Source organism: Phyllobacterium sp. MT110, assembly GCF_058792715.1.
Map to the genome: position 1 here is coordinate 243,202 of NZ_JBXAFE010000004.1, position 25,216 is coordinate 268,417.

At 61.0% G+C, this 25,216-nt stretch carries 30 protein-coding genes; all 30 read right to left on the reverse strand.

The features are described 5' to 3' along the window. Nucleotide 1: 1 nt before the first annotated feature. The 30 genes from AC1Q5O_RS18955 to flgC all read right to left on the reverse strand — a co-directional run bounded on the left by AC1Q5O_RS18955 (nt 2) and on the right by flgC (nt 25,212). Nucleotides 2-487: a hypothetical protein gene (locus tag AC1Q5O_RS18955; protein WP_492565099.1), complete on the reverse strand. Its 486-nt coding sequence runs from the start codon at nt 485-487 to the stop codon at nt 2-4. After that, a complete protein-coding gene (locus AC1Q5O_RS18960) occupies nt 484-921 on the reverse strand; it encodes a flagellar protein FlgN (protein ID WP_308526412.1) in 438 nt (145 codons plus the stop codon). Before AC1Q5O_RS18960 ends, AC1Q5O_RS18955 begins: the two co-directional genes overlap by 4 nt. A gap of 26 nt (nt 922-947) precedes the next feature. Beyond that, a complete protein-coding gene (locus AC1Q5O_RS18965; protein ID WP_403184608.1) occupies nt 948-1,508 on the reverse strand; it encodes a rod-binding protein in 561 nt (186 codons plus the stop codon). Nucleotides 1,509-1,557: 49 nt separating this feature from the next. Next, nucleotides 1,558-1,968 carry a hypothetical protein gene (locus AC1Q5O_RS18970; RefSeq protein ID WP_492565102.1) on the reverse strand — a complete coding sequence of 137 codons (411 nt, stop codon included), beginning with the start codon at nt 1,966-1,968 and terminating at the stop codon, nt 1,558-1,560. A gap of 1 nt (nt 1,969) precedes the next feature. Next, nucleotides 1,970-2,728 (reverse strand): flagellar biosynthetic protein FliR, encoded by a 759-nt coding sequence (gene fliR / locus AC1Q5O_RS18975; protein WP_223615458.1) that lies wholly within the window; start codon nt 2,726-2,728, stop codon nt 1,970-1,972. An 11-nt stretch (nt 2,729-2,739) separates the two neighbouring features. Beyond that, complete coding sequence (gene flhA, locus AC1Q5O_RS18980; RefSeq protein ID WP_464664419.1) at nt 2,740-4,830, reverse strand: flagellar biosynthesis protein FlhA; 2,091 nt, start codon at nt 4,828-4,830, stop codon at nt 2,740-2,742. A gap of 504 nt (nt 4,831-5,334) precedes the next feature. After that, nucleotides 5,335-5,601, reverse strand: a complete 267-nt coding sequence (locus tag AC1Q5O_RS18985) for a flagellar biosynthetic protein FliQ (RefSeq protein ID WP_105735188.1) — start codon at nt 5,599-5,601, stop codon at nt 5,335-5,337. A gap of 16 nt (nt 5,602-5,617) precedes the next feature. Further along, nucleotides 5,618-6,016 (reverse strand): flagellar hook assembly protein FlgD, encoded by a 399-nt coding sequence (gene flgD / locus AC1Q5O_RS18990; RefSeq protein ID WP_472459734.1) that lies wholly within the window; start codon nt 6,014-6,016, stop codon nt 5,618-5,620. Continuing rightward, nucleotides 6,013-6,453, reverse strand: coding sequence for a flagellar biosynthesis repressor FlbT (gene flbT / locus AC1Q5O_RS18995; RefSeq protein ID WP_472459733.1), 441 nt, complete (start codon nt 6,451-6,453; stop codon nt 6,013-6,015). The genes flgD and flbT overlap by 4 nt, the downstream gene beginning before the upstream one ends. A 5-nt stretch (nt 6,454-6,458) precedes the next feature. Continuing rightward, complete coding sequence (gene flaF / locus AC1Q5O_RS19000) at nt 6,459-6,803, reverse strand: flagellar biosynthesis regulator FlaF (protein ID WP_223615462.1); 345 nt, start codon at nt 6,801-6,803, stop codon at nt 6,459-6,461. Between the two features lie 51 nt (nt 6,804-6,854). Then, nucleotides 6,855-7,904 carry a flagellar hook-associated family protein gene (locus tag AC1Q5O_RS19005; protein WP_464664422.1) on the reverse strand — a complete coding sequence of 350 codons (1,050 nt, stop codon included), beginning with the start codon at nt 7,902-7,904 and terminating at the stop codon, nt 6,855-6,857. Nucleotides 7,905-7,906: 2 nt separating this feature from the next. Next, on the reverse strand, nt 7,907-9,379 hold the full coding sequence (flgK, locus tag AC1Q5O_RS19010) for a flagellar hook-associated protein FlgK (RefSeq protein WP_464664423.1): 1,473 nt from the start codon (nt 9,377-9,379) through the stop codon (nt 7,907-7,909). A gap of 28 nt (nt 9,380-9,407) precedes the next feature. Then, on the reverse strand, nt 9,408-10,694 hold the full coding sequence (locus AC1Q5O_RS19015; RefSeq protein ID WP_403184563.1) for a flagellar hook protein FlgE: 1,287 nt from the start codon (nt 10,692-10,694) through the stop codon (nt 9,408-9,410). A gap of 122 nt (nt 10,695-10,816) precedes the next feature. Then, on the reverse strand, nt 10,817-11,488 hold the full coding sequence (gene ftcR, locus AC1Q5O_RS19020; RefSeq protein WP_105735195.1) for a flagellar transcriptional regulator FtcR: 672 nt from the start codon (nt 11,486-11,488) through the stop codon (nt 10,817-10,819). 238 nt (nt 11,489-11,726) lie between these two features. Next, nucleotides 11,727-12,197, reverse strand: coding sequence for a transglycosylase SLT domain-containing protein (locus AC1Q5O_RS19025; protein WP_223615515.1), 471 nt, complete (start codon nt 12,195-12,197; stop codon nt 11,727-11,729). Between the two features lie 52 nt (nt 12,198-12,249). Then, a complete protein-coding gene (fliK, locus tag AC1Q5O_RS19030; RefSeq protein WP_492565108.1) occupies nt 12,250-13,479 on the reverse strand; it encodes a flagellar hook-length control protein FliK in 1,230 nt (409 codons plus the stop codon). After that, nucleotides 13,476-14,684, reverse strand: coding sequence for a chemotaxis protein (locus AC1Q5O_RS19035; protein ID WP_492565110.1), 1,209 nt, complete (start codon nt 14,682-14,684; stop codon nt 13,476-13,478). Before AC1Q5O_RS19035 ends, fliK begins: the two co-directional genes overlap by 4 nt. Then, the gene (locus AC1Q5O_RS19040; RefSeq protein ID WP_492565112.1) at nt 14,684-15,943 is read right to left on the reverse strand and encodes a MotB family protein; all 1,260 of its coding nucleotides are present in this window, start codon (nt 15,941-15,943) and stop codon (nt 14,684-14,686) included. The genes AC1Q5O_RS19035 and AC1Q5O_RS19040 overlap by 1 nt, the downstream gene beginning before the upstream one ends. Next, entirely contained in the window at nt 15,940-16,593 is a 654-nt protein-coding gene (locus AC1Q5O_RS19045; protein ID WP_492565113.1) for a hypothetical protein, read from the reverse strand. Before AC1Q5O_RS19045 ends, AC1Q5O_RS19040 begins: the two co-directional genes overlap by 4 nt. 1 nt (nt 16,594) lies before the next feature. Next, nucleotides 16,595-18,241, reverse strand: coding sequence for a flagellar basal-body MS-ring/collar protein FliF (gene fliF / locus AC1Q5O_RS19050; RefSeq protein WP_492565114.1), 1,647 nt, complete (start codon nt 18,239-18,241; stop codon nt 16,595-16,597). A gap of 139 nt (nt 18,242-18,380) precedes the next feature. After that, nucleotides 18,381-19,331, reverse strand: a complete 951-nt coding sequence (locus AC1Q5O_RS19055; RefSeq protein WP_223615471.1) for a flagellin N-terminal helical domain-containing protein — start codon at nt 19,329-19,331, stop codon at nt 18,381-18,383. A 167-nt stretch (nt 19,332-19,498) separates the two neighbouring features. Next, entirely contained in the window at nt 19,499-20,236 is a 738-nt protein-coding gene (fliP, locus tag AC1Q5O_RS19060) for a flagellar type III secretion system pore protein FliP (RefSeq protein ID WP_346307959.1), read from the reverse strand. Then, nucleotides 20,233-20,721, reverse strand: coding sequence for a flagellar basal body-associated FliL family protein (locus tag AC1Q5O_RS19065; protein ID WP_288193890.1), 489 nt, complete (start codon nt 20,719-20,721; stop codon nt 20,233-20,235). The genes fliP and AC1Q5O_RS19065 overlap by 4 nt, the downstream gene beginning before the upstream one ends. A gap of 5 nt (nt 20,722-20,726) precedes the next feature. Beyond that, nucleotides 20,727-21,440, reverse strand: coding sequence for a flagellar basal body L-ring protein FlgH (flgH, locus tag AC1Q5O_RS19070; RefSeq protein WP_492565115.1), 714 nt, complete (start codon nt 21,438-21,440; stop codon nt 20,727-20,729). Beyond that, the gene (locus AC1Q5O_RS19075; protein ID WP_346307966.1) at nt 21,437-21,877 is read right to left on the reverse strand and encodes a MotE family protein; all 441 of its coding nucleotides are present in this window, start codon (nt 21,875-21,877) and stop codon (nt 21,437-21,439) included. The genes flgH and AC1Q5O_RS19075 overlap by 4 nt, the downstream gene beginning before the upstream one ends. Before the next feature lie 89 nt (nt 21,878-21,966). Then, complete coding sequence (locus AC1Q5O_RS19080) at nt 21,967-23,184, reverse strand: flagellar basal body P-ring protein FlgI (RefSeq protein ID WP_492565301.1); 1,218 nt, start codon at nt 23,182-23,184, stop codon at nt 21,967-21,969. Continuing rightward, nucleotides 23,184-23,666 carry a flagellar basal body P-ring formation chaperone FlgA gene (gene flgA, locus AC1Q5O_RS19085; protein WP_492565116.1) on the reverse strand — a complete coding sequence of 161 codons (483 nt, stop codon included), beginning with the start codon at nt 23,664-23,666 and terminating at the stop codon, nt 23,184-23,186. The genes AC1Q5O_RS19080 and flgA overlap by 1 nt, the downstream gene beginning before the upstream one ends. 8 nt (nt 23,667-23,674) lie before the next feature. Further along, entirely contained in the window at nt 23,675-24,463 is a 789-nt protein-coding gene (gene flgG / locus AC1Q5O_RS19090; RefSeq protein WP_472459725.1) for a flagellar basal-body rod protein FlgG, read from the reverse strand. 9 nt (nt 24,464-24,472) lie between these two features. Further along, nucleotides 24,473-24,793, reverse strand: coding sequence for a flagellar hook-basal body complex protein FliE (fliE, locus tag AC1Q5O_RS19095; RefSeq protein ID WP_492565117.1), 321 nt, complete (start codon nt 24,791-24,793; stop codon nt 24,473-24,475). Beyond that, a complete protein-coding gene (flgC, locus tag AC1Q5O_RS19100; RefSeq protein WP_492565118.1) occupies nt 24,793-25,212 on the reverse strand; it encodes a flagellar basal body rod protein FlgC in 420 nt (139 codons plus the stop codon). Before flgC ends, fliE begins: the two co-directional genes overlap by 1 nt. Nucleotides 25,213-25,216 lie beyond the last annotated feature (4 nt).

Genomic DNA, 25,216 nt, shown 5'->3' on the forward strand with positions numbered 1-25,216 from the left:
ATCAGGGTGCCGCGGGTGCCTGCCGCTGCAGGCCCTTGGTGTTCTGGTCGCGGATTTCCTTGGCGGTGATGTAGTTGAACTGTTCGACCAGAAGATCGCGCACCAGCGGTTCGGGGAATTTGGCGTTGACCCCGTCGATGACCGCTTGCTTGACGCTGGCAAATTCAACCTTCTGCACGTCTTTCACATCGGAAAAGCGGCCGTAGAACTGGCGGAAGATTTCATCATTGATGAACGGCGCAACGGGCACGGTGACCGAGGCCTTGACGCGGCTGTCGAGCGTGTAGCCGAGCTGCACCACGATATAGCCTTCCACTGCCCCGTCCAGAATGATCGGGACACTGAAACTGTCGGTCTTGCCGAAATCGAGCACATCCTTGCTCTGCGACGCCACAGCCGCCGTCGCCGAATTCTGCCACACGGCAAAATACAGCGATCCCAGCGCCACGCCGCAGATCCAGAGGCCGATCAGGACAATACGGATCATGCGCCTTGCCCGTTCCTCATCTGCTGGGCGGTATAGGTGCCGTCGGCTTCCTGCGTTTCCAGCGCATCCCGGATGAGGCCGGTCAGCTCGGTCACGGCACGCAGATGCAGCTTGATGGCATCACAATTGCGGTCCAGCTTCTGCTTCAAGGCATCCAGCACCGGCTGCAGCGATTTCAGCGCCGGTACCCCGGCGGTTTTCGCAGCCTTGTTCATCGCCTTGTTGAAATCGCGCAGGCCACGGCTCTTGTGCGAGTTGATTTCGGCAAGATCGATGGTCTCGCCATCGAGCAGCAGTTTGGTTTCGCGCTCGACGACCTCTTCGAGGCGCTTGATGGCAAAGAGGACTGGCTCAAGCGCCGGTTCGACCTCGGGTACAAGGGGAGCGTGTTCGATCACGGTGCCGTTCTCTTCATTATCGTTGACTATATCCATATTCATTTCCTCCAATCTTGCCGGCATCAGCCCCGTTTGATCGCGTCAAGAGGTTTCGTCGTCTTCAATTGCTTGTGAATGAGTTGCCGTTCGATCTGGTACAAAATGACATTCGGGTCCGGGGTCTGATCGCCGGAGACCGCAGGCGCGGCGCTCGCCGCCGCGCTTTTCGCCTTGTTGGCGCTTTGCTGTTCCAGCATCCGCGCCACGCCGATGCCGCCGGCATCGGCCATCTTCTTGGCCACCGCCTCCGCCATCATGGATTTCCAGTAATCACCGGCGATGCCCTTGCCGAACACGGCCTGGTTGTCGCCGGTAAACATGGATTCGACAAAGGACTGCAGCATGAACGACTCGAATTTCTTGTAGGCGGGGTTCGGCGCGCCCGGCGCGCTGGTGCTCCCGACGGAAACCGTTGGTGTCCCGGCCTGCTGGATGGACGCGAATGTCTCGCGCGACAGCCGTGTCTGGGCTTCGACGCGCGCCGCTGCAAGGCTGCGAAGCTTCTCGACCGACGCCTGCAGGGTTGCCGGATCGGCTGCATTGGCAACATCCAGCACCAGATCGGAAGGTGGATTAATGGCCATCGGTCACTGTCCCATCGTGTTTCATGCTTCGTACCTTACCGCGCCAAACTTACGGGAGGCTTGTGCCGCCAACGATTGTATGGATGACATATTCCTCGATTTCCTCGGCAGCAGCGGCCCGTTCCAGCGCCTGTTCCAGCTGGCGCAGGCGGTCGCACAGAATATCGATGGTGCGCGACACCGCCAAAAGATCGCGCTTTTCCCGCACCATCCGTTCGGACAGGCCCGCCTGCTTCGCCTTGTTGGTTTCCAGCCGTTTCATGACGAGATCGGGCGGAACGATCCCGGCGCCATTCTCGAAGCGGTCGTTCTGCATCCTGAACAATGCCGTATTCTCTTCCGCGATGGCCGAGGACTGCGCATTCAGGCGCGCCAGCGCCATCTCGTGCCGGGCCTTGGTCAGCCGCTGCAGTTTGATCATTCCGCGCAGGGATTGGCGCGAGCCGGGCCTGATGCTCATGTCAGAAGTTCCGAAGGTAAGTGCCGGCCTCGCTGGTGAAGAAGCGCAGGAGATCCGGCATGCTGAAATAGAGAAGCATCAAGCCTCCGGCGAGAACGAACGGCATGGAGATGAAGTAGACGGGAATGGTCGGCGTCAGCTTGTTGATCAGCCCGACCGCAATATTCACCACGATGGCGAAGACAATGAACGGCGCGGCGATGCGGATGGTGCTGAAGAAGGCCTTGGACAGCGTATCGGTGAGGTTGACCATGGCGGTTGCGGGCTGGAAAACCCCATCCACCGGAATGGCCGAATAGGATGAAAGCAGGGCGCGCAGCACCTCGAGATGCAGATCCATCACGAAGAACATGAGTAGTGCCGACAAGGTGACGATGGTGGCGATGGCCGCCTGCGGTTCCTCCGATTCGATGCCCGCCCCCGGCGCGCCGGAATAGCCCGTCGCCATGGCGATGGTGTTGGCCATGAACTGCAGGGCCCAGAAATACATGCGCGCCAGGATGCCGATCAGCGCGCCCACGACGGCTTCGATAAGGATGATGCGCATCAGCACCAGCGGCGCGGCATTGGCCACCGGCGCCATCTGCTTGAACACCAGCGGCACCACCATCAGCGAACAGGTCAGGGCGAGAAACAGCCTTATCTGCATGGGAATGCGCGGGCTGGAAATGCCCGGCATGATCAGAAGGCACGAGCCGACGCGGGCGAACACCAGAAAGGCGGCGATCACCATGTCGCTGAGCGCCAGGTTCTGCAGCATCGATCAAGGCCTCACGAGATCGTGCCGAGCGAACGCACTTCGACGCCACGGGCAATCTCCACATGGGACAGCACGGACAGCGTGGCGAACAGCCGCTCGATGATCATGCGGATGTAGGGGCGCGCTTCCGGCGACGCGACGAGCACGAAGCGCTCGCCCGCGTCCAGATGCTTGCGGATGGCGGTGCTGGCTTCGGTGCCGAACTGTTCGAGCAGGCGCGGATCGATGTCGAACTCGACGATTTCGCCCTTGGCATCGCGCTTGAGGCTCTGGTGGAACACCATGTCCCAGCGGTTGCCGAGGCGCAGCACGCTGAGCACGCCATTGTCCGCCAGATCGCCGCAGATCTGCTGCGACATGCGCATGCGCACATGCTCGACGATCATTTCCGCACGGCGGATATGCGGCGCGACTTCCGCGATGGCTTCCAGGATCAGGTTGAGATTGCGGATCGATACGCGCTCCGACAGCAGCAGCTTGAGCACGGCCTGCAGGCCGGAATAGGACAGGTGCACGGGGCAGATGTCGTCAAGCAGCTTGCGGTATTCCGGGCCGAGCCGGTCGAGCAAAGCGCGCATGTCCTTGTAGGACAGGAGCTGCGCCAGATTGTTGCGGACGATCTCGCTCAGGTGCGTCAGCAGCACCGAGAGATTGTCGACGGTCATGTAGTTGTCGCGCTTCAGATCGGCGGCAAAGGTTTCCGGCACCGAATAGGCCTTCATGCCGAAGGCGGGTTCGCGCACCTCTTCGCCGGGAATTTCGGGAATGGGCCGGTCGCCGGGGATCACCAGGATTTCACCGACGCGCAGTTCCTGCGAGACCACTACGGTGCCGTGGATCTTGATGCGGTACACCTTCGGCGGGATGAGGAAATCATCGGTGACCTTGATCTCGGGAACCACGAAGCCGTATTCGGTGGCGAATTTCTTGCGCATCTTGTTGACGCGGTGCGCCAGCTCCAGCTGCGAGGCCATCAAGCGGGTCGACAGCTGCTTGCCGAGGCACAGCTCGATCTGCGCGGTTTCGAGCGAGGCGCGGACGGAATTGCGATCCTCGTCCTCCGCCTCTTTCTTCCTCTGGTTCTGCTCGGCCACGGCTGCTGCCGCCACCCGGGCGATCTTGCGCGGAACGGCAATGCCGATGGCGACGAGACCAAGGGCGAGAACGAAGAAGGGAAAGGAAGGCAGTCCCGGCAGCACGCCCAGCACGAACAGCAGCAGCGCGGCCACGAACAGAGCCTTGGGATAGGCGCCGAGCTGGCCGAAGACGGCCTTGTCGGTGGAGCCCCGCGTGCCGCCCTTGGACACCAGCAGGCCCGCCGCCAGCGAGACGATCAGCGCCGGAATCTGCGTGACCAGACCGTCACCGACGGAAAGCTTGGTGAAGACGTCGGCCGCCTGGCTGACTTCCATGCCGTGGCGGGTGACGCCGATGATGATGCCGCCGAAAATATTGACAGCGGTGATGATGAGGCCGGCGATGGCATCGCCGCGCACGAATTTCGACGCACCGTCCATCGAGCCGAAGAAGGCGCTTTCCTCTTCCAGCTCGCGGCGGCGGTGCTGCGCTTCCTTTTCGTCGATCAGGCCGGAGGAAAGATCCGCATCGATTGCCATCTGCTTGCCGGGGATGGCATCGAGCGTGAACCGCGCGCCGACTTCCGCGATGCGCGTGGCGCCCTTGGTGATGACGAGAAAATTGACGATGATCAGAATGGCAAAGACCACGAGGCCGATGACGAAGTCGCCGCCCATGACGAACTGGGAGAAACCGTGGATCACCTGCCCGGCGGCGGCATAGCCTTCATCGCCGTGGGTGAGGATGACGCGGGTTGTCGCGATGTTGAGCGACAGGCGCATCATGGTGGCAATCAGCAGGACCGTCGGGAATGCAGAGAAATCGAGCGGGCGCTGGATCCACAGGGACACCATGAGAATGAGAACCGAGAGCGCAATGGAAAAGGCCAGGCCGATATCGAGCACCATCGGCGAGACGGGCAGAAAGAGCACGGTCAGAATGATGACGATGCCAAGCGCCAGCCCGACATCGCTGCCGGTCAGATAGCCCTTGTCGCCCAGTTTCTTTACGGCAGCCTGTTGCACAGCATTCTCCTATGATCACAGCAAGCATAGGGAGCGAAGCTTACGCGAAGCCAAAGCGGCCACGTCGACCAGTTGCCACGCCCGCAATTGCGTCTGGCCATTGAGAAGGTGGGAAAGACGGGCGGTCCCTGGAACGCGGGTCTTGGGTATTCTGGTATGCTATGCTTGCGATCCTGGGGACCACCCGCCCCGGCAACCGGTTTCGTTCAATGCGGCATCATTGAACGCTCCCTCTCCGGCCGCACAGGTTTTCTTCCCTGTGAGGCCGAAGCGCCGGTCCTTTCCCGACTTTCGAAGGTTTCCGGAAGCATTCCCGCCGGAAAGGACAGGGATGAGAATAATGCGGGTTGGGATGTGGTGGATAAGTTGGCGTGATTTTTTGTGATGAGGGATGCGTTGCATAGCTGTCGTGCGCCCTTCGACAAGCTCAGGATGAGGGAGGTTGCATTTTTGCAGAGCGCTGGATTCCCTCATGGTGAGCCTGTCGAACCACGCACCAAAGACTCAAAAGCCCTTTTCGATCCGCGAATAGGTGAGCAGGGTCAGCGTGTTGATCTGCGAGCCGACGAAGGGGGCGGTCAGCGCAAGCACAGCGAGAATGACGATGATCTTCGGCACGAAGGTCAGCGTGACTTCCTGGATTTGGGTCAGGGCCTGAAACAGGGCAATGATGACGCCCGCCAGCATTGCGGCGCCGACGGCCGGGCCGGCGGCGACAATCACCGTCCAGATCGCCTGGTTGACGATGTCGAGCGCATCGGCCTCATTCATGGTCGGCGGCGGGCTGTCAACTGATGACGATGCCGGCGGTGATCGGCAGTGTGGCCCCGCCCTTGAGCGTGGCGATCATGCCGTCGCTGTAGATCTTGACCGATTCCACCACGCCGGTGACCTTGCCGTCGGCGCTGGTGACGGTCTTGCCGATAACGCCATCCGCCTGGGAAAGCGAGGCGCTGGCAAGAATCTGGTCGAGCTTCTTGTTCATCAGCGTCGCCTGCTCGACATTGGAGAACTGCGCGAGCTGCGCGACGTATTGCGTGCCGTCCATCGGCTGCGTCGGGTCCTGGTTCTTCATCTGCGCGACGAGCAGCTTCAGGAAGGACTGGTAGTCGACGCTCGGTCCGCCGGTCTTGGACGTGTCCGGTGTATTGCCGGTTGATGATCCTATGGGAGGTGTGGTGGTCATGCGATTGCCTCCGGCCGGTTTGGCTGATCCGAATGGGTGGGATGAATGGTTTCAAGCTCGCCGGAGAGGATTTGCGCCTCCAGCGGATAGAGCAGCCGTATGGCCTTGAGCGCCTCGAACACCCGATCGTTGCAGACGATCTCGTCGATCAGCTTCAGCTCCTTGAGCATCAGCGGATTTTCGAAGGTGGCCAAAAGGTTTGCCAGCATGCGCTTGAAGGTGATGCTGGCTTCATTCCTGATCAGCGGATTGATCAGCATGATCTGTGCGGCGTAATAGAGCTGGCGCAGCGGCGTCGTCGTCTCGTCCGCCTGCAGGACGTGACTCTCGAGCAGGAACGTCACATCGTTGAGAAACTCGAGGGAAACCTTGCGGTCAGCACAAAGGATAGCGCCGTTGATATAGACTTTCTCGCCGGCGCGCAGGGTGATTTTCATGGTGTTCAGATCCCGTCCCGAATGGTTCTGGTGATCTCGATAATGCCGTCATAGTCGGTCGACCGGCCCTGGCGGATCTCTTCAAGCTCCTTGAGGATATAGATGCCGATCGAGATCAGCGACGCCCGCAATTGCGGCGGCAGGCCGTTTTCCGGGCTGCCGAGATCTTCGATCACGATCACCCACAGGCGCGAGGTGAAATGCACGGCTTCGATGCCCTTGAAGGAATAGGCGCCCTCGTCGCGCGCTTCCTCCAGCATCATGATCGACTGGTCGAACAGCGAGCGTTCGCGCTCCTTGGCGCTGGCAGCGCCGTCATCCATGATGTCGTTGTATCGGGCCTGGTACATATGTTTTTCCGGTATCGGCGCAGACGGGCGCGGCAACCGCGCCCGCTACAGCTATTTCAGGTAGTTGAGCAGGCTCAGGCTCTGCAGCTTGACGGTCAGGGCGTAGGAAGCCTGGATCTGGTTTGAGAGTGCGTTCACGCGGTTCGCCGCCTCATAGGGATCGACGGCCTCCAGATCGAGAACGGAGCTGTTGAGCACCTTGATCTGCACGGTCAGGCGGTCCGTCGCATCCTTGGTCCGCGCCTGGGCATCACCCAGAAACGCCTGTGCGCCGGTCAGCGAGGTGACGGCCTGGGTTGTCGTGGAGATCGCCTTGTCCATGACCGCATCGAAAGCGCCCTGGTTCAAGCCGATATTGCTCAGTTCGGCAACCATGGTGTAGCTCAACGCCATCTGCCGGAACCCGGCATTGTTGGCACTGACCGAGGTCTCGGCCAGCTCCGTCGGCGCGATCCGGCTTTTGACGACGGTGTCTGACGCGGACGACCAGTTGCTGGACCACGAGCCGGCGCTGAACTGGGCGGTCATCGTGGTGTCGAGGAAGGTCTTCATCTGATCGGCGGTGATGTTCTTCACCTGCGGATCGGTCATGGGAAAGCCGAACTGCGTCTGGAAAGCCGTCTGGATGGCTGCGCGCGCCGGACTGCCGGCGGCGTAGTAGTCGTCCATCGGCTGCACGTCCGTGTTCACGCCGGCAAAGACATACTCGCCATTGTAGTTGGTGTTGGCGAGGCCCGTCATGGTCTGCAGACCGCTTTTCGCCTTGTCCAGGGCAACCGAATGACCGTCGGACGAACCGCGCAGCGCGGTCACGGTACCGAGAAAATCCGTCGCGCCCTTGACCATATTGCCAAGCGCATTCTGCGATGTCGTCATGCGCTGGCCGATCAGATTGTTCGTTTCGGTCAGAACCGTCAACCGGTCGAACTCCTTGCGCAGGGAGATGGACTGGCCCGTCCGGCTGCCGAGTGCGAGACCGGTGTCGGACACGAATCCGGTGGTCGACTCTTCCTTTGCCTTGATCAGGTCTGCCTGCGCCTTGGCCAGGATATTCCGGGTGGAATTGGCCAGCATGTAAGATGAAATCGATTGGGTTTTCATCGTCATTTCACCGCATTCATGAGTTCGTTCAACATGGCATCCACGGCGGAGAGAATCCGGGCCGACGCCTGATAGGAGTGTTCAAGCTGCAACATCGACTGCATCTCGACATCGATGTTCACACCCGACGCATTGGAGATCGCGTCTTCGGCCCGCGATGCCAGCACGCCGTTGTAGGTATTGGTCTCCGTGGCAGCCTTGCGCTTGGTTTCAAGCGAACTGATCGAGGCGGCGGAATAGTCCAGGAGGTTCTTCTGGCCGGTGATGCCGGCATTCGCATCGTAGCTGCGCGGCGCATTGATGGCGCCGATCAGCCCCTGCAGGCGGGATGAAAAGCCAGCCGACCCCGAAGTGTTCTGCACATAATCCGGATTGGCCGGGTTGGTGCCGCCGTCACGCAGGAGCGTCGGGCTGCCGCCTTCCGACTGGATATAGGCCGACGAGACCTTGATGGTCCCGGCGATACCGGGCGATATCGTTCCGTCCGCAGGCATGGCCGGCGCGCCGGAATAGGTGAAAAGCCCCGGAACGTCCGGCAGGGTCGGCGGCGTCTTCTGGTCTTTCTCGGCAAACATGCTGACAAGACTGCGCGCGATCTCGTCGAGCTGGTTCTGGTAGGCAGGCGCGGTCTGGTCGCGCAGCTGCAGCAGGCCGCTCAGCCGTCCCGTCCCGTAGGGCTGCTGGAACGTATCGTGCGACAGCGGCACGCCGTCCACATAAACCTGGTTGCCGGTGGTTCCCGCGGCAAATGCAGCGGTCGGCGTGAAGCTGACCTTGCGCGGCGATCCTTCGAACAGGGTGACCCCGGACTCGGCGAAAATCACGACATCGTTGTCGCCGCGCACCATCGTCGTGATGCCGATCTCACCGGAAATTTCCTTGAGCAGACCATCGCGCTGATCGAGGAAATCCGACACATCGGCGCCCGAGCGGGTTCCGTTGACCACCCGGTTGTTGATGGTTTCGAACTTTGCCAGCAGCGCGTTCAGATTGCTGACGGAGTCCTTGATGTCGTTGTCGGCATCCTGGCGCAGCTTCTGGATGTCGCTTGTTCCCTTGTTCAGGGCATTGGCCAGGTTGACGGCCTTGGACACCGCTGCCTCACCAACGGAGTTATTGCCCGGCTGCGATGCATAGAGCTGCAGGGAATCACGCAGGTCACCCAGAAGAGCGCTCGGCGAACCGGATGCGTTGTTGGCGGAGTAAATGCCGGAAAGCCTGTCAAGGCCGCTCTTCAGCGTCGAGGACGAGCCGTACTGGCTGTTCGTCTCGATGTATTTGGACAGGAGCGCATCGTCGGCCGAGCGGCTGACGGACAGATAGGTCGATCCGTTGGGGCCGCTGACGACGGAGCCAATGCGGCGCGTAAAATTGGGATCGTTGGCACCCGCAAGATTGCGGGATACCAACGCTGTCTGTTTCGACGTCGTCGTCAGAGCACTCTGAGCGGTAAGGAGCGCCGAGCTTAGTGACATGCCTTAGGTCCAATCAACATTTGCGATGCTACCTCTTCAGATTGACCAGCACGTCCATCAAATCCGCACCGGTCTGGAAGACCTTGGAATTGGCCGTGTAGCTTCTCTGCGCCTCAATCATCTCAGTCAGTTCCTGCGCGATATCCGCGTTCGATTCTTCCAGCGCGCCGGATGTCAGTGTTCCGAAGCTGCCCTTGCCCGGCCTGCCGAACTGCACATCGCCGGAATTGGCGCTGGTCGCAAACACATTGCCGGACAGGACAAGCAGATTGTCGGGGCTGGGAACGTCAGCCAGAGCGATCTGGTAGATGGCGCGCTGCGCGCCGTTCTTGTAGCGGGCAACGACGGTGCCGTCTGCCGCGATATCGACGTTCTCGATCGGGCTCGGGGTGCTGCCGTCGATCTTCGCCTCGATCGGCGTATAATCGCCTGCCAGCTGCTTGGTGGCCGACATGTCGATCTCGAGCATCTGGCCATTGGGAATCTGCACCGAAAGGGATTTGTCGGCCGACGTCATCTTGCCGGTTGCGCCATCGAAATTGAAGGTTTCGCTGGCCAGGGGCGCTTTTGAGTAGGGGAAGCCGCCGCTGGCCGCCGCATCGGCCTTGTTGTAAACCGTGGCCTCCCACGTGGCGTTCTTGGTGACCGGATCTTCACCCGTCTTGGTGAAGTAAACATCGAGAACCACCAGATTGCCGAGATTGTCAAAACTCTGAAGCGATGTCTTGGCGGTGTATTTTGCCGTCCCGGCGGCATTGGCGGCCGCATTGGACGGAAGGTCGGCGGCAGCGACAACGGCGGAACCCGCCGGCAGGTTGGCCGTGAACGTGCCCTTGCGGCTTGGATCGGCGACAAGATCGTTCTGCTTGACGTTGATCTTCTCGAGCCCCTGGTAGCCGTTGATGACCGAATTGGTCTGGCCGTTCACGATCGGATTGCCCATGAGATAGTAGCCGGCCGCATTGACCAGATTGCCCTGCGCATCCGGCACGAACGAACCGGCGCGTGTCAGGTATGGCGTGCCGCTGCTGTCATTGACCACGAAGAACCCGTTGCCCTTGAGCGCAAGGTCCGTCGACGAGGTGGTGAAGCGCAGCGAACCATCGTCGGAAATATGGTGACGCACAACCGTTTCGACGCCGCCGGAATTGTAGGAGCCGCCCGAGCTTGGCAGAACCAGCGAGGCAAACTGGGTGCTGGCGCGCTTGTAGCCGGTGGTGCTGGAATTGGCGATGTTGTCGGACACGGTCGACAGGCGATTGGCCTGGGCGTTCATGCCCGATACACCCGTCCGCATCATTCCATAGAGGCTCATTTCCGTCTCCTTGCGCGATGATTCCGTTGCGAATCGTAACCTGACGATGCTTGCGTGAACCTGACGCCTTGAATGTTTCGAGAACTTGCTGAACGCCCCGCCGGCGGCGGAGCGGTGGGGGCTCAATCGAGATTGATGCAGTAACCGAGGAACCGCTTGGAATCGATCGGATCGTGGCCGAGCTGCTCGCGCAGTTTCTTGCGCAGCTTGCTGATGTGGCTCTCGACCACGCTTTCCTCGACCTCACTGTCGAAAATGCCGTAGATCGCGCTGAATATCTGCGCCTTGTTCAAGCGCCGCCCGCGGTTGGCGATCAGATATTCCAGGATGCGGCGTTCACGCCGCGGCAGCGAAAACTCGACCCCGTTGACCTGCGGATCACGGCCGTCGGAGAAGACGCGGATCGGACCGACCTGCGTGCCCGTATCGCCGTTGCCGTAGCGCCGGCGGATTGCGTTGATGCGGGCGAGAATTTCCCGCACATGCATCGGCTTGCGCACCACGTCATCAACACCGGCCTGGAAGAGTTCGAGCGTGTGTTCGAGCGACTGCGTTTCGTTGACCGCAATGACCGGAGCCGAGCAGCGCTCACGAATCTTGTGGGGAAACTGGCTGCGGTTCGCACATTCCCCTATCAGAAACGCCTCAACCGCCATAATGTCGCTCTGCTGGACGGTCGAAACCCAGTCACCGAAATCATCGGGAGCGAACCCTGTTGTTGTAATGCCCTCGCGGGCGAACCACGCCGAATACCCACTCGTCACCAGACTTCGTTCGTCGACGACTACAATCACGGCCCCACCTTCCGAATCAGTAAAAACCCCACACAACACACACCTAGCGGGGTCGATGACTCGCCGACAATCCCCAACTAATTGACCGCAATTAATTGGGAGTCTGAAATGGGGAGTCCGAAGGGAAAACGGGAGGGAAACGCGATGCGACTCGCATGGCTGAATGTCTACCGCTCATACCTTAACGAAAGATGACCGCGTCAACAAATTCACGTTTTATTACCGATCATTAACACCCTCACTTATCGCAGAACATTCGCGCCTTTTGCGTCCAGTTTCCGAAGCCCGAAGCCACCATGTTTTCCATGACCCGGCAGACATATTGCTTCTGTGCCGGATTGTTGTTGGGACCCGCATGGTAGCGTGCCACCGCCATGGTCCAGTTGCCTTCGCGTGCCCGGAGCTGCTTGAGAAAGCGCGCGGCGTAATCGACATTGGTTGCCGGGTCCAGCATTGCCCCCACGGAGGGAAAGGCGCTGGCATGAAAATAGTGATTGATCTGCATGCAGCCGAGGTCGATGAGCTTGGCTCCCTGGCCATGCGCTTCGTTGAATTTCATCACGGCGGCCGCGGCTGACGGCATGAAAACCGCTTTGCCTTCGATGTTCATGGCGTAGGGCTGCAGCGAGTCCTTGCGCCCGGTTTCAGTCAATCCAACCGCATAGAGAATGCCGATCGGGATGTCGTACTTGCTCGACGCCCGGTGCATTTCGCGCTCGCAGAGATTGTCTGCAAGCGCAGCATGCGCGGTCAGCAGACTGCTACACGACCAGACCGCGAGACACAGTGCGATCAGCCATGGCTTTGGCAGTCTTGTCATCGCTTTCATCGGGTCTGCTGTCTCCAAAATGCTGCTGCCCGGACGAGCGGTCGCCCTGCGTTCCCTGCGAGCCGGTGTTGGCCTGTCCCCGGCTCCCGGCCGGCTGGTCCTGGCCGGTCATGGCCTGCTGGCCGGGTTGCGTGCTTGCCACGGCTCCACTGCGATCGATCACCGAAATGGTGACGGCGGATGCGTCATCGGCAACACCGGCGCGCTGCAGGGCCTTGCCAAGGGCTTCGTGGTCGCGCGCGAGGTGCTCGGCTGCCGCCTTGCTTTCCGCCATGAGCTGGATATGCATGCCTTCGCCGGTCAGACGCAGGCGGGCCGTGACCGTACCGAGTTCGACCGGCTGCAACTGGATCACCAGCGTTCGTGCCGCACTGGTGCTGTGATCCGAGATGATCTGGACATCCGCGATGGCGGGGCGGCTCTGCGGCGCTGCCGGTGCTGCCTCGGCGAGCGTTGTCAGGGTGACGCGCGGCTCGGCGGCGGGGGCCGGCTGGGCAACTGGAGCCGGGGTGCTGACGGCGGGCGGCGGCGCCTGTTCGGGAGCCTGTTTTGCACTGACGCGGGCCTTGGGCGCATCGGCCGCCGCTGCTTCGGCAGGCTGCGGCTGCGGGCCATCGGCCTTGTCCGGCTGAGCCTTGGTATCAGGATTGGCGGCGGTCTTCACAGCCGGCTTGCCAGCCCCATCGGCAGCGGATTTCCTGTCGGCCAGCGACGCAGGCGCAGGCGGTTCGTCCTGACCATCATTTCCGCCGGTATCGAGCGCCGTTTCCCCGTCGGTCAGGGCATTGGCGTCCAGTGCCCGCAGCGGCTTGTTCTCACGTCCCGGCTGACCGCCACCGGCCGATGCCTGCCGGTCAAGCAGCTGTTCCAGGGCGAGGATGGACTGGCCGAACATGGCCTGCACGGACGGGCCCGTGCTTGCCTGTTCATCGTCCGCTTCAACCGCCGGTTCGTCATCCATCGCGGCGACGTCATCCGGCGCGATCCCATCGCCCGCCTCGGACGGCAGGCGCAGCGGCTTTGCCTCCAGCATGGACTTGAAGTCAACCGCGTCGTCCTTGCCCTTGGCCGCTTTCCTGTCGGGCAGGCGGTTTCCCTTGCCTGTCTCCCCGACAATCGCGTCCTTGAGTGATCTGAGCGGCATATCCGGTCCGATGGTCATTTCCTGGCCTTCCCTAGAAGCGCATCGATTGCGTCAAGCTTCTTGCGTGTTTCATCGATCATCGGATCAACCGCGATGGCCGGTTTGGGTGCACCGGTCTTTGCCCTGGCGTCCGTTGGTGCGGCACCGGCCCTCACGACGGATCGCTGCGGTGTTTCCGCAACATCCGCGGATGGCTGCTCGAGGATTTTGCCCCCCATCGCCGCCGCTGCTTCCAGCAGTTTGACATCGCGTTCATGCAGGCGGTCGCGCGGCAATTCCGAGAGCATTTTCATCGCATCGTCGGTCTTTTCCGTACCGACATTGCTGATCCCGAGATAGAGCCGTGCCTGCGTGTCATCCGCCTTGAGCGACTGGGCCAGCGCTTCGGCTTTTTCCGACATGAATCGGGCGCGCTGCATGTCGCCGCCGACGATCGCACCGCGGGCTATGCGCAGGTAAAAGGGCATGCGGGCACCGGTCCAGGCCAGCGACGCCATTTCCTCGATCTCGTCATTGCTGATCTTGGCCTTGAGGACCATGACCGCATCGACCAGCTGGCGGAAGAAGTCCTCCGAATAGGGTGAAAGGGCAAAGCGCTGCAGATAATTGCGGGCCAGCAGCCTGACCTTGTCCTTGTCGCCCAGATTGGCGGCCATCATCAGGCCGCGCCGAAGGGCAGCCTCTTCCAGCAGGGTTCCCGGCGCCGTCAACCGGATATAATCCAGGCGCTTCAGCGCTGTCGGTACATCGATGGCGGCGAGCTGTGCTGCCGTCACCAGCGAGATGGAAGCGATCAGTTCGCTCGGCACATCCGGCGGCAGCTCCTCGCTGAAGTTTTCAACAATGCCAAGCGGGTTGCCATCCGCATAGGCCAGCGAACCGGCGACCAGCTTGGGACTGATGCCATCCAGTTTCGTCGTGGTGAGGATGGTGCGCACGACCTGCGGATTGCCGCCATTGAGGAGATAGATGACAATGGCGTAGGCGTTGGCCGGCTTTTGCCAGACATCCGGATTGGCCGCCTGGAGCTGCGCCGCAATATGGCCCAGCACCCGGTTGAGCATGGGCAGGGCTTCCGGCTTGCCGGAGGCCACCTGATCCTGCAGCATGCGCATGGAGCGCACCAGCAGATAGGGTTCCGGCGACAGAATGTCGGCCCGGGCCATGCCAAGAGGCAGGCTCACAAAACCGATCAGCAGCCATCGCAGACGGGAGCCCCACATCATCTCTTGGCCGTTTTCAAAAAGATGTCGATACGCCGGTTCTGAGCCGCGTAGGGATCGGCCGGCACCTTGGGATCGCGGTCGGCATAGCCTTCCACGCGCAGGATGCGCTTGGCATCGAGGCCGCCGCGCGTCAGCATGTAATAGGCCATGTGCGCGCGCGCCGACGACAACCGCCAGTTGTCATAGGTATCGCTTTTGAAGGGGCGTGCGTCGGTGTGGCCGCTGATGATGACGTCGCCCTTGCGCGTTGCGATGATCTTGGCGATCTGCTCGAGAACCTGCACCACCCGCTTGTCCGGCTTTGCCGATCCGATGGCGAACATGCCGTAGTCGACCTTGTCGGTCAGCTGGATCAGGACACCCTCGTCGGTGGGCACCACGGTGATGTCAGGCGCCTTTTCATCGGCGGCAGTGCCGGTCTTCTTGGAAATTTCCGAGGCAAGCTCGCGCGCCGAAGCAAGCTGCGCCGAATCCGGCTGCTTGTCGCCCTTCGCCGGATCGACGGTTACGCTGGCGTCGGCGGGCTTGGCTGCCGCCTTTTCCAGCTTCTGCTGGTTCGCCTGCTGGGCGGCACTGGCCGTATCCATCGGCTTTGCATCGGGCGTCTGCGCCTGCGCACCGGCCTTGTCTTCCACGCCCGCGGCCCGCTTTTCCAGCTGTTCCTGCGAGGGCGGCGGCACGGCGGGACTGTCGGTCAGCGGAAAGAGATCATCCTCCACATGGGTCGACCAATAGTTGGGATTGAACGGATCGCGATAGGCGTCGCCGCCCTGCGCGCCCGTGGATGGGCCGGCATTGTTGGACCCGCCGTCACCCTTGGCAGACCTGTTCTGCAACACGCCGGAATCCGTGGCGATTTCCGCAAGCACCGCATAGGGGTCCTTGAACATCTGCCGCTCTTCCGTCTCCGGCTTGGCTTGCAGTTCCTTTTCGTTGCGTGCGCTCTTGGTTTCCGCATCGGTCGAATTGGGGCGCTCGAACCGAACCTTGCCTTCCTGATTGTCCGTGGCTTCAATGCCCTTCGGCCGCGCCTGCCGGTCCATCAGCTTGACCGGATTGAAATAGCTGGCAACGGCCGCCTTGGTTTCCTCATTGGCGGCATTGATCAGCCACATGACCAGGAAGAAAGCCATCATCGCGGTCATGAAATCCGCATAGGCGATCTTCCAGACGCCGCCATGGTGGCTGTCTTCGCCGTCATTGCGGCCGCGCCGGACAATGACGATTTCGCGGCGGGTTTCCGGGTCGATATTCATCGGGTCGTATCCTTCACCGCATCAATCAGGTGACCAAGCCGCGTTTCGACAACCACATCGTCGAGTTTCATCGACAGTTCCGGTTGATCGGACCGGGTGAACGTAAAGCGCATGAGATCAATCCCCGGGCGATTGCGCAAAGCATCGATGAGGTGCGGTGGCCCGGAAATGTCGATCATCACGCCCTCCAGGCCCTGTGTCAGCCGCTCGATTTCCCCGACAAAGCCGGTAACAGCGCGCTCACGCAGATTCTTTTCAACCAAAGGGGAAAGAACGGTTGCAAGACTGCTCGACAGTCCCGCCGATATGACCGCCAGCCCCGCTTCCACCTGTTCGTACAGGCGGGTTCCGATCCGATCCATGAAATCCGCTTCCGCCGCCGCCAGCTGTTCCTGAAAATCCCGCTCCAGCCGCAGTTTTTCCGCATCGAAGAGCACGGAGGCCTCCGCCTGCCCCTCGGCGCGGCCGAGCTCGAAGGTTTCCTTGATCTTCAGCTCGATATCGATGAGATCGACAACATCTTCGGGAACCGCATCGTCCACCAATGTTTCAACGCGCTCACGCGTCGCGGCGGCAAAAACCGTCACCCGGTCATCGGGCACATGTTTCGGCGTGAAGTCGGTGAGCATACTGGCAATCGATCGGGCCATATCAAGCTGCCTCGTGAACCCATTGCTTCAGGATCGCCGCCACGCGCTCTTCATCCATATCGATCATCTGTTCCAGCCGGTTCTGCGCGGGAACGCGCATGCGCCGCCGCAGCTCGCTCAGGTCGTCATAGGGCAGGCTCTGGTCGGCATTGGCGGCCAGCGCCGGTTGCGGCCGCGATGCGGCGGTGAAATCGGGAACGGCCACGTCCGTGCCGGCCGCCAGCTGCAGCGCATCCTGCGGCTTGGTCATTTCGCGCATCAGCGGGCGAACGCCGAACCACAGGATCAGACCCACGGCGACGATCAGTGCAGCGGCATTGACGAAGCTGCCCGCCTGCCGCGATATCGTCTCCGACAGCGGCGTGGCGGCCGGCTGCAGCTGATCGTCGGTTGCTTCCATGAAGTTCAGCGCGGTCACGTTGATGACGTCCCCACGTTTCTGGTCGAGGCCGGCCGCGGTTGCCACCAGTTGGGTGATCTTGGCGATCTGCTGTTCGACGAATTTGTCCGGAACCGGCGTGACGCCTGCGGTTGCCAGCAACCGCGCCTGGTCGATGACGACGGCGATCGACAGGCGCTTGATCTGATAGCTGTCGCTGACCGTCGAGATCGTCTTGGAATTGACCTCGTAATTGGTCAGCTCTTCGCGCTTGTCGGTCTTTTCGGTCGAGCTGTCGCCGTTCTTGCTCTGGATTTCTTCCTGCGGGATGTTCTGTTCCACACCGGTCGCGTTGTCGCTCTTCGAGTTCTTCGAATCGCCGCTTTCGCGCACGACACGCACGGACCGCTCAACCTTTGATTCTGGATCGAACACGGTTTCGTTGGTTTGGCGCTTGTCCGTGTCGAGCGCCACCTGGACGCTGGTCTGGAAATGGCCGATGCCGAGATAGGGTGCCAGCGCCTTGCGGATATTGTCATCGACCGAGGCCGAAACATTCTGCTCCAGCGTCGCCGACATGACGGCACCGGCATTCGAGCCATCATCCTTGGATGCCAGGAGCCGCCCGTTCGTATCGAGCACGGTGACTTCGGAGGCAGTCAGCTGTGGCACGGCAGCCGCGACAAGCTGGCGGATCGACTGCGCCGACTCCATCGAGAACCCGCCTTCGGTGCGGATCACCACGGAAGCGGAGGGTGCCTGATCGCCGCGGCGGAAACTGCCCTTTTCCGGCAGAACAATATGCACGCGGGCGGCCTTGATGCCGCGGATCGCCTGGATTGTCCGGGAAATTTCGCCTTCCAGCGCCCGTACCCGGGTGATTTCCTGCATGAACGAGGTAAGGCCCAGCGAGCCCATATTGTCGAAGAGTTCGTAACCGGCGTTGTTGCTGGTCGGCAGCCCCTTCTCGGCCAGATACATGCGGGCCTGGTCCGCCTTGCCGAACGGGACGAGCACGGAGGTGCCGTCGGCCTTCACGTCGAACGGTATGCCGGCTTCGCCGAGAGCCATGCCCATGCGGTTGACGTCGTCGCGGCTGAGACCGACATACAGCGTCTCATATTGCGGGCGGTTGAGATAAATGCTGGAGACAAGGATGGTGGCGAACAGGGTGACGCCGACAAGGGCGAGCCCGATGAGCCGCCGCGCGCCAAGCTTTTTCATGGCACCCAGAAACTGCTCCAGAGACTGTCTGATATTCTTTTCCATCGATGCCCACCACGCTTGCGTCGTCCGACCATAGAGGCCGAAGCTTGCGCGAAGTTAGAGCGTGCTGCGAAGTGGAAAAGAAAAAGGCCACGCACGAGGCGTGGCCCAATTCAGTACCGATCCCGAGGGATCGTCATCCTTAGCGGAACAGCTGCTGGATGGTCTGGTTGCTTGCATTGGCAATCGACAGCGCCTGAACGCCGAGCTGCTGCTGAACCTGCAGAGCCGACAGACGAGCCGATTCCTTGTTCATGTCAGCGTCGACCAGCGTGCCGATACCACGATCAACGGCATCCGAAAGCGCGCTGATGAACGACTTCTGGCTGTCGATACGGGTCTTGGCAGCACCGAGCTGCGAAGCACCGGAAGCCAGGCCCTTGGCAGCAGCTTCGATACCGGTCAGCATGCCGTCAATCGCCGTGTTGTCGACGCCTGCAGCGGAAACGTCGATCGTCAGGATCGAGGTCTGCGTTGTGACAGGTGCGGCTGCTGCGTTGGTAACAGCAAACTGCTTGTCGAGAATGCCGGTCTTCGTTGCAGCGGTGCCGCCTGTGTCGATAAGACGGGTATTGGCAAGCGCAACGTCGATCGAGCCGGTCGTTACGACGCCGGTCGAGCTGCGGCTGTAGGAAGCGATCGTGCTGAAGTTTGCCGTTGCAGGAGCAGCGTCGACAGCCTGGTCGGTGGTGAGCAGGTTGGAACCGGCGTAGGAAGCGCCTGCGTTTTCCTTCAGGGCGCCGATAGCCGAGTTGATCAGCAGCTGGTTCTTGGCGCGGTCTTCAGCGCTGGCATTCTTGGAAGCCAGAACCAGGTTCTTGATGGTGTTTACCGAGTCAATGGCCTTGTTCATTGCGGAATAGGCAGTATCGATCTTGGAGCTGCCGAGACCGAGAGCGTCCTGGATAACCGAGTTGGCACCATTGTCCGAACGCATTGTCGTGGCAATCGACCAGTAAGCGGCGTTGTCGGAAGCTTCGGAGATCTTCAGGCCCGTTGCAATGCGGTTCTGAGTGGTGGCAAGGTTTTTGCCGGTTGCAGTAAGTGTCTGAAGCGCGGTCATTGCTGACGCGTTGGTAAGAATGCTGGCCATGGAAAAAGCCCCTATAAAAGATACATGTGATGGGGACATGTCGGATCAGAACCGACCTAACAGAGCGGCATGATGCCTGTAACCGAAGCGGTCACCTGTTATGACGAGCAGGAGTACGCCAGAATTGTTACGGTTTCAATAACGGCCAGGATTAATTTTCATCATGGTTACGAAAACGATCGTATCAAACTGCCGACCAGAATATTCCAGCCGTCGATCAGCACGAAGAACAGGATCTTGAACGGCAGCGACAGCACGGTCGGCGGCAGCATCATCATGCCCATGGACATGGTGAGTGTCGCGACGATCAGGTCGATGACCAGGAACGGCAGGACGATGAGAAAGCCGATCTCGAAACCGCGGCGCAGCTCGGAAATCATGAAGGCGGGCACGAGGATACGCATATCAATGGCCTCGTTGGCCTTGGTGCGGAAGGATTCGTCCGCCAGATCCTCGAACAGCCGCAAATCCTTGTCGCGCACCTGCCGCAGCATGAATTCACGGAACGGCGACATGATCTCGCGGATCGCCACATCCTGGGTGATCTGGTTATTCACCAGCGGCTGCACGCCATTCTGCCATGCCCGGTCGAAGACCGGCGCCATGACATAGAAGGTCATGAACAGCGCAAGGCTGATCATCACGAGATTGGCCGGCGTTGTCTGCAGGCCGAGGCCCGAGCGCAGCATGGAGAAGGCAATGGCGAAGCGGGTAAAACTCGTCGCCATGATCAGGATGCCCGGCGCGATGGAAAGCACCGTCAGCACCGCCAGCATCTGGATGATCTGGCCGCTGGTCGACGCGCTGCCCTGCGGGATCAGTCCATCCAGGAGCGAGGGCGTCTGGGCCATGGCGGTTCCGCCGAGTACAAGCAGCAGCAGGGGTGTCAGAAGACGCCGTTTCATTCCATCACCAATGCCCAGATGTACACTTTCTCGATCTTGCCCTCGGAGCGCATCCGCGCCCTCTCCTGCAGATCCATGCGCAGATATTCCAGCCCCGCCGCCCCGCGCAGCTGCATGAGATTGACGGTGCGCAGGAAGGCCATGAAGTCGCCAGCAACGGTTGCCGCCATTTCATCGGATATCTTCTCGCCGGGCTTGGCCACGATGCCCGCTTCCAGCCTGATCCAGACATCCTGCGGGATTTTCACGTTGGTCAGGATCGGTTTGAGCGCCACGACATTGCCGGATGGCAGGTCGGTACCGGCGGGGCGCGTCTTCTCACCCGCCCCGGCGGCCTGACCGGCCGGCACGCTCAGGCCGAGCTGTGTTCCAAGAAACCAGCCGCCTGCCGCAGCGACGAGCGTGAGGACCGCCACCGCAGCAATGACCGCCACGCTGGATGGTGCTTTCGGGGCGGGTGTCGTGTCTTCGGCGAGCGTGCTCATATCGGTCAGATCGGCGATACTTGATCGAGGATCTGCTGACCCCATGCCGGCTGCTGCGTTTCGCTCTGGCGCCCGCGGCCGCCATAGGAAATGCGCGCCTCGGCGATCTTCTCATAGGAAATGACATTGTCGCCGGAAATGTCACGCGGCCGTACGACGCCGGCGACATTCAGCACCCGCAATTCATAGTTGACGCGCACCTCCTGCGAGCCGCGGATGACCAGATTGCCGTTGGGCAGAATATTGGTGACGATGGCCGCAACCCTCAGCACGATCTTTTCCGACCGCTCGATCTTGCCCTCGCCCTTGGTGCGGCTATCGGATTTCAGATCGAGATTGCCGCCGATATTGCCGGCGGAGAAGCCGCTGCCGCTGATATCCGCCTTGCCGCCGACATCGGATGAGGCGACGCGCGAACGGCTGTTCTTGTTGTCGAACGTCGCCTTTTCGTCGATCAGAATGTTGACGGTCAAAACGTCGCCCGGATTGGTGGCGCGCGGATCGCGGAAGAACCCGGCCGCGCGGTCCTGCCAGAGCGAATAGCGTTTCGGCTGCGGCTGGGACGGATAATAGGATGGATCCGAGACGCTGAAGCTTTGCCCGACGCCCGCGCCCACCGGCGACATCTGTGGTGTGCGGTTCAGATCACGAAAATTGTCGGCGCATCCCGAAAGGGCAACGGCACCGGCGATGGCAAGCAGGGATGCCGCTTTCTTCATTGTGCGGTTCTTTCTTTGTTTGTGACCACACGGGATCCGACAATCACGCGGGCAAGACGCGAGGATTTTTCCGCGGGCATTTCATTCAGGATAACGCTGGAGACACGGGGATTGAGCTTCAGCAGCAGCGCGGCTGCCGGCTCGTCGCCCATCAGCGCCATCTGGGCCGCAGCCGCATCCGGCCGCATCTTGGAAATGATGCCCACCAGCGAATCTTCGGCCTTGTCGATGAACTCGTCACGCCGTTTCAGCCAGACTTCATATTCCTTGCGCTTGGCCTCCAGCTCCTGAATGCGGCTGTCAATATCCGCCCGCAGCTGCTCCAGTTCGCGCGTCTGCATGGCATAGCGCGCATCGGCCGCCTTGTCGGTGATGTTGGTGCAATAGCGGCCGATTTCCTGCCCGGTTTCATCCTTGGGGGCCGCATCCTGCGCCATGGTGGCGGATGGCAGCAGGGACATTGCCAGCAAGAATGCAGCGGCCTTGGAGGATGCCGTGATTTTCCGTCGCGCGTTCATGGCAACACTCATTGGACCACCAGCTCCGCATGCAATGCGCCGGCCGTCTTGATGCCCTGAAGGATGGCGATGATGCCCTGCGGCTTCACGCCGATCTGATTGAGACCCTTCACCAGGCTTTCAAGATCGGTTCCGCCAAGAACACCGATCTTGGAGGTTTGCCGAACCTGGATGTTGGTGTTCGGTTCGACCGCCGTCACGCCGTCACTGAACGGTTCCGGCTGAATGATCGTCGGCGTCTCGGTGACCTTGACGGAAAGCGTGCCATGGCTGATGGCGACCCGCGATATCCGCACCTTCTCGCCGATGACCACTGTCCCGGTGCGCTCGTCGACGACGACGCGCGCCACCTCGTCGGTCGGCACCGGCAGACCTTCGATTTCCGCGAGGAAGCGGGCCGCGGTGATATCCTTGGGCTTGCGCAGGCGGATCGACTTGGCGTCGCGCTCCTTGGCAACAGGCTGGTTGTACCGCCGTTTGGCAAAGGCATTGATCGTATCGGTGATGCGCACGACCGTGGTGAAATCCGGCTGCCGCAGCTCGACGAGAAGTTCGCCGTCCTGGCCGAAATTTCCGGAAACCTCCCTTTCAACCAGGGCGCCGTTGGGAATACGTCCGCTGGTCGGCGTACCCTGCGTAACGGTGGCGGCGTTACCGGATGCCGCGAAGCCGGACACGATCAGGTTGCCTTGAGCCGCCGCATAGACCTGGCCATCGGCCGCGGCCAGCGGCGTCATGACCAGCGTGCCGCCGGACAGCGAGGTGGCATCACCCAGCGAGGAAACGGTGATGTCGATCCGCGAGCCGCGCCCGGCAAAGGGCGGCAGATTGGCGGTGACGATGACGGCCGCGATATTCTTCGAACGCGACGCACCGGCCGGCGGGCTGATGCCGAGATTATCGAGCATGGCGCGCATGGATTGCTCGGTGAACGGCGCATTGCGCAGGCTGTCGCCGGTTGAGTTCAATCCGACAACGAGACCATAGCCGACGAGCTGGTTTTCGCGCACGCCCTGAATGGCGGCGATATCCTTGAGCCGTGCGATGACTCCGCCGTCGCCGAACTGGGAAGCCGGTCCGCCCCAGCGCCCGTCGTCGACGTCCTTCTGCCAGGCGGCCTGGGCTTGGGCCGGCGTCTTGTAGCCCCTTTCCTTGGGCGACGATTCGCCCGCATGCAGTGCGGTCGATGCAAGGAAGGCCAACAGGACAATCGCGAAACGCCGCATCATTGCATGCCTACCTGTATGCGCCCATCGGCGAGGATGGTGCCCGTTACGGTGATGCCGCTGTCGATATTGCGCACCTTGATGAAATCACCGACACGGCCCGGCTCCAGCGGCGTGCCCCGCGCCGTGATGACGAGCGCACCGGTATCATAGACCAGTACCGCCGGAACCCCGCGCTGCACCATGTCGGGTTCATTGACCGAAGACAGGAGGATAGGCTGCCCCGGCAGCAGTGTCCGGCGCGATATCTTGCCGACGAGTTGATCCGGCGACAGCACATATTGGGCGGCGGCGGAGGCACGGATTGTAAAATACTTTTCCGTCAATCCCGCATTGCCGATGGTCTGGCCGGGATAGATGATCTGGGAAGGCACCAGGAATGCAATGCGCTCGGCGCGGGCGGCGACGGAAAAGACCAGCGCGCACAGGCTGAGTGCCAGCACGCGAAGAGCCCAGTTCCCGATGATCTTTGCCGCCGTCATGATCGTCCTCAGCGCAGGTTCTTCGACACGACCGATGCCATTTCATCGGCTGCCTGGATAACTTTCGAATTCATTTCATAGGCCCGCTGGGCCGTGATCAGATCGGTGATTTCCTTGACAGGGTCGACGTTGGAATTTTCCAGATAGGCCTGCTTCAGCGTACCGAAACCGGGATCACCGGGGACGCCGACAACCGGAGCACCGGACGCATCCGTCTGCTTGTAGAGGTTATCGCCAAGCGGCTCGAGACCGGCTTCATTGGCAAAATTGGCAATGGTCAGCTGGCCCAGATTGATCATCGGAATCTGGTCGGATTGCTTGGCAAAAACCTGGCCGGAATCGGTGATTTTCACTTCAATGGTGTTGGGCGGAACAACAATGTTTGGCTCGACCAGATCGCCGTTGAGCGTCACGAGCTGCCCCGTCGCATTGGTGTTGAATGCCCCGGCGCGGGTATAGAGCGTTTCGCCCGCGGTGTTCTGGATCTGGAACCAGCCGCGGCCCTTGAGCGCCACGTCGAAGGGATTGCCCGTCTGATTGAGCCCGCCCTGAATATGCAGGTTGCGGACGGCCGAGGTCTGCACGCCGAGCCCGACCATCGCGCCCTCGGGAATGATGCTCTGGTTTGCCATGTTCGGCACACCGGCGCTGCGCTCCGTCTGATACAGCAAGTCCGAGAACTCGGCCTTTGCGCGCTTGAACCCGGTCGTGTTGATATTGGCGATGTTGTTGGCAATCACTTCCAAATTGAGCTGCTGGGCATTCATGCCGGTCGCAGCAATGGTGAGCGCTTTCATTCTGATTCCTTAAATCGGCATACGGCTGATTTCGAGATAGGCCTGGACGATCTTGTCGCGAATGGCGATGGCCGTCTGGAGCGATTTTTCCGCATCCATGACCGCGTTGACGACATCACGCGTCGGCACGTCGCCGGTCATGCTCTTGAGCGAAACCGCTTCGGCATTCTGGAGTTTGCCGGTGAGCTGCGACAGAATGTTGTCAAAGGACGGCTGACCGGTTGCGGCTGCCGCCGGCGACGCGGCACCGGGCATGGATGTCTGATTGACGGTTTCCGATAGTTTGGAAAGCGCGTTGCGGGTGGATACACTGAGAAGCTGGTCTATCATCAGGAGTTCCTTAAGAGATCGACGGTCATGGCAATCAGTTCACGTGCTTGCTTGACCACCTGGAGATTGGCTTCGTAGGAGCGGTTGGCTTCGCGCATGTCCGCCATTTCGACGACCATGTTCACGTTTGGATATTTGACCATGCCCTTGGCGTTGGCGGCCGGGTGGCTTGGATCATATTCTTCGGTAAAGGCGGAAACGTCATGCCCGACTTCCGCGATGCGCACGGTCTCGACGCCGCTGCCGCGGTCGAGCTCGGTGGCAAAGGAAACGGTCTTGCGGCGGTATGGATCGCTGCCCGCCGTCTTGCCGGTCGACTGGGCATTGGCCAGATTCTCGGAGACGATGCGCAGACGGGTCGATTGGGCATTGAGGCCGGAAGCGGCAACCTTGAGCGCGGCCTGGAGCGGATCTGACATCTGT

What these genes read in the sequence shown, in the direction of transcription:
- AC1Q5O_RS18955 (WP_492565099.1), bottom strand. Translation starts at nt 487, where the DNA reads ATGATCCGTATTGTCCTGATCGGCCTCTGGATCTGCGGCGTGGCGCTG.
- AC1Q5O_RS18960 (WP_308526412.1), bottom strand. Translation starts at nt 921, where the DNA reads ATGGATATAGTCAACGATAATGAAGAGAACGGCACCGTGATCGAACAC.
- AC1Q5O_RS18965 (WP_403184608.1), bottom strand. Translation starts at nt 1,508, where the DNA reads ATGGCCATTAATCCACCTTCCGATCTGGTGCTGGATGTTGCCAATGCA.
- AC1Q5O_RS18970 (WP_492565102.1), bottom strand. Translation starts at nt 1,968, where the DNA reads ATGAGCATCAGGCCCGGCTCGCGCCAATCCCTGCGCGGAATGATCAAA.
- fliR (WP_223615458.1), bottom strand. Translation starts at nt 2,728, where the DNA reads ATGCTGCAGAACCTGGCGCTCAGCGACATGGTGATCGCCGCCTTTCTG.
- AC1Q5O_RS18985 (WP_105735188.1), bottom strand. Translation starts at nt 5,601, where the DNA reads ATGAATGAGGCCGATGCGCTCGACATCGTCAACCAGGCGATCTGGACG.
- flgD (WP_472459734.1), bottom strand. Translation starts at nt 6,016, where the DNA reads ATGACCACCACACCTCCCATAGGATCATCAACCGGCAATACACCGGAC.
- flbT (WP_472459733.1), bottom strand. Translation starts at nt 6,453, where the DNA reads ATGAAAATCACCCTGCGCGCCGGCGAGAAAGTCTATATCAACGGCGCT.
- flaF (WP_223615462.1), bottom strand. Translation starts at nt 6,803, where the DNA reads ATGTACCAGGCCCGATACAACGACATCATGGATGACGGCGCTGCCAGC.
- AC1Q5O_RS19005 (WP_464664422.1), bottom strand. Translation starts at nt 7,904, where the DNA reads ATGAAAACCCAATCGATTTCATCTTACATGCTGGCCAATTCCACCCGG.
- flgK (WP_464664423.1), bottom strand. Translation starts at nt 9,379, where the DNA reads ATGTCACTAAGCTCGGCGCTCCTTACCGCTCAGAGTGCTCTGACGACG.
- AC1Q5O_RS19015 (WP_403184563.1), bottom strand. Translation starts at nt 10,694, where the DNA reads ATGAGCCTCTATGGAATGATGCGGACGGGTGTATCGGGCATGAACGCC.
- AC1Q5O_RS19025 (WP_223615515.1), bottom strand. Translation starts at nt 12,197, where the DNA reads ATGCACCGGGCGTCGAGCAAGTACGACATCCCGATCGGCATTCTCTAT.
- fliK (WP_492565108.1), bottom strand. Translation starts at nt 13,479, where the DNA reads ATGACCATCGGACCGGATATGCCGCTCAGATCACTCAAGGACGCGATT.
- AC1Q5O_RS19035 (WP_492565110.1), bottom strand. Translation starts at nt 14,684, where the DNA reads ATGTGGGGCTCCCGTCTGCGATGGCTGCTGATCGGTTTTGTGAGCCTG.
- AC1Q5O_RS19040 (WP_492565112.1), bottom strand. Translation starts at nt 15,943, where the DNA reads ATGAATATCGACCCGGAAACCCGCCGCGAAATCGTCATTGTCCGGCGC.
- AC1Q5O_RS19045 (WP_492565113.1), bottom strand. Translation starts at nt 16,593, where the DNA reads ATGGCCCGATCGATTGCCAGTATGCTCACCGACTTCACGCCGAAACAT.
- fliF (WP_492565114.1), bottom strand. Translation starts at nt 18,241, where the DNA reads ATGGAAAAGAATATCAGACAGTCTCTGGAGCAGTTTCTGGGTGCCATG.
- AC1Q5O_RS19055 (WP_223615471.1), bottom strand. Translation starts at nt 19,331, where the DNA reads ATGGCCAGCATTCTTACCAACGCGTCAGCAATGACCGCGCTTCAGACA.
- fliP (WP_346307959.1), bottom strand. Translation starts at nt 20,236, where the DNA reads ATGAAACGGCGTCTTCTGACACCCCTGCTGCTGCTTGTACTCGGCGGA.
- AC1Q5O_RS19065 (WP_288193890.1), bottom strand. Translation starts at nt 20,721, where the DNA reads ATGAGCACGCTCGCCGAAGACACGACACCCGCCCCGAAAGCACCATCC.
- flgH (WP_492565115.1), bottom strand. Translation starts at nt 21,440, where the DNA reads ATGAAGAAAGCGGCATCCCTGCTTGCCATCGCCGGTGCCGTTGCCCTT.
- AC1Q5O_RS19075 (WP_346307966.1), bottom strand. Translation starts at nt 21,877, where the DNA reads ATGGCGCAGGATGCGGCCCCCAAGGATGAAACCGGGCAGGAAATCGGC.
- AC1Q5O_RS19080 (WP_492565301.1), bottom strand. Translation starts at nt 23,184, where the DNA reads ATGCGGCGTTTCGCGATTGTCCTGTTGGCCTTCCTTGCATCGACCGCA.
- flgA (WP_492565116.1), bottom strand. Translation starts at nt 23,666, where the DNA reads ATGACGGCGGCAAAGATCATCGGGAACTGGGCTCTTCGCGTGCTGGCA.
- flgG (WP_472459725.1), bottom strand. Translation starts at nt 24,463, where the DNA reads ATGAAAGCGCTCACCATTGCTGCGACCGGCATGAATGCCCAGCAGCTC.
- fliE (WP_492565117.1), bottom strand. Translation starts at nt 24,793, where the DNA reads ATGATAGACCAGCTTCTCAGTGTATCCACCCGCAACGCGCTTTCCAAA.
- flgC (WP_492565118.1), bottom strand. Translation starts at nt 25,212, where the DNA reads ATGTCAGATCCGCTCCAGGCCGCGCTCAAGGTTGCCGCTTCCGGCCTC.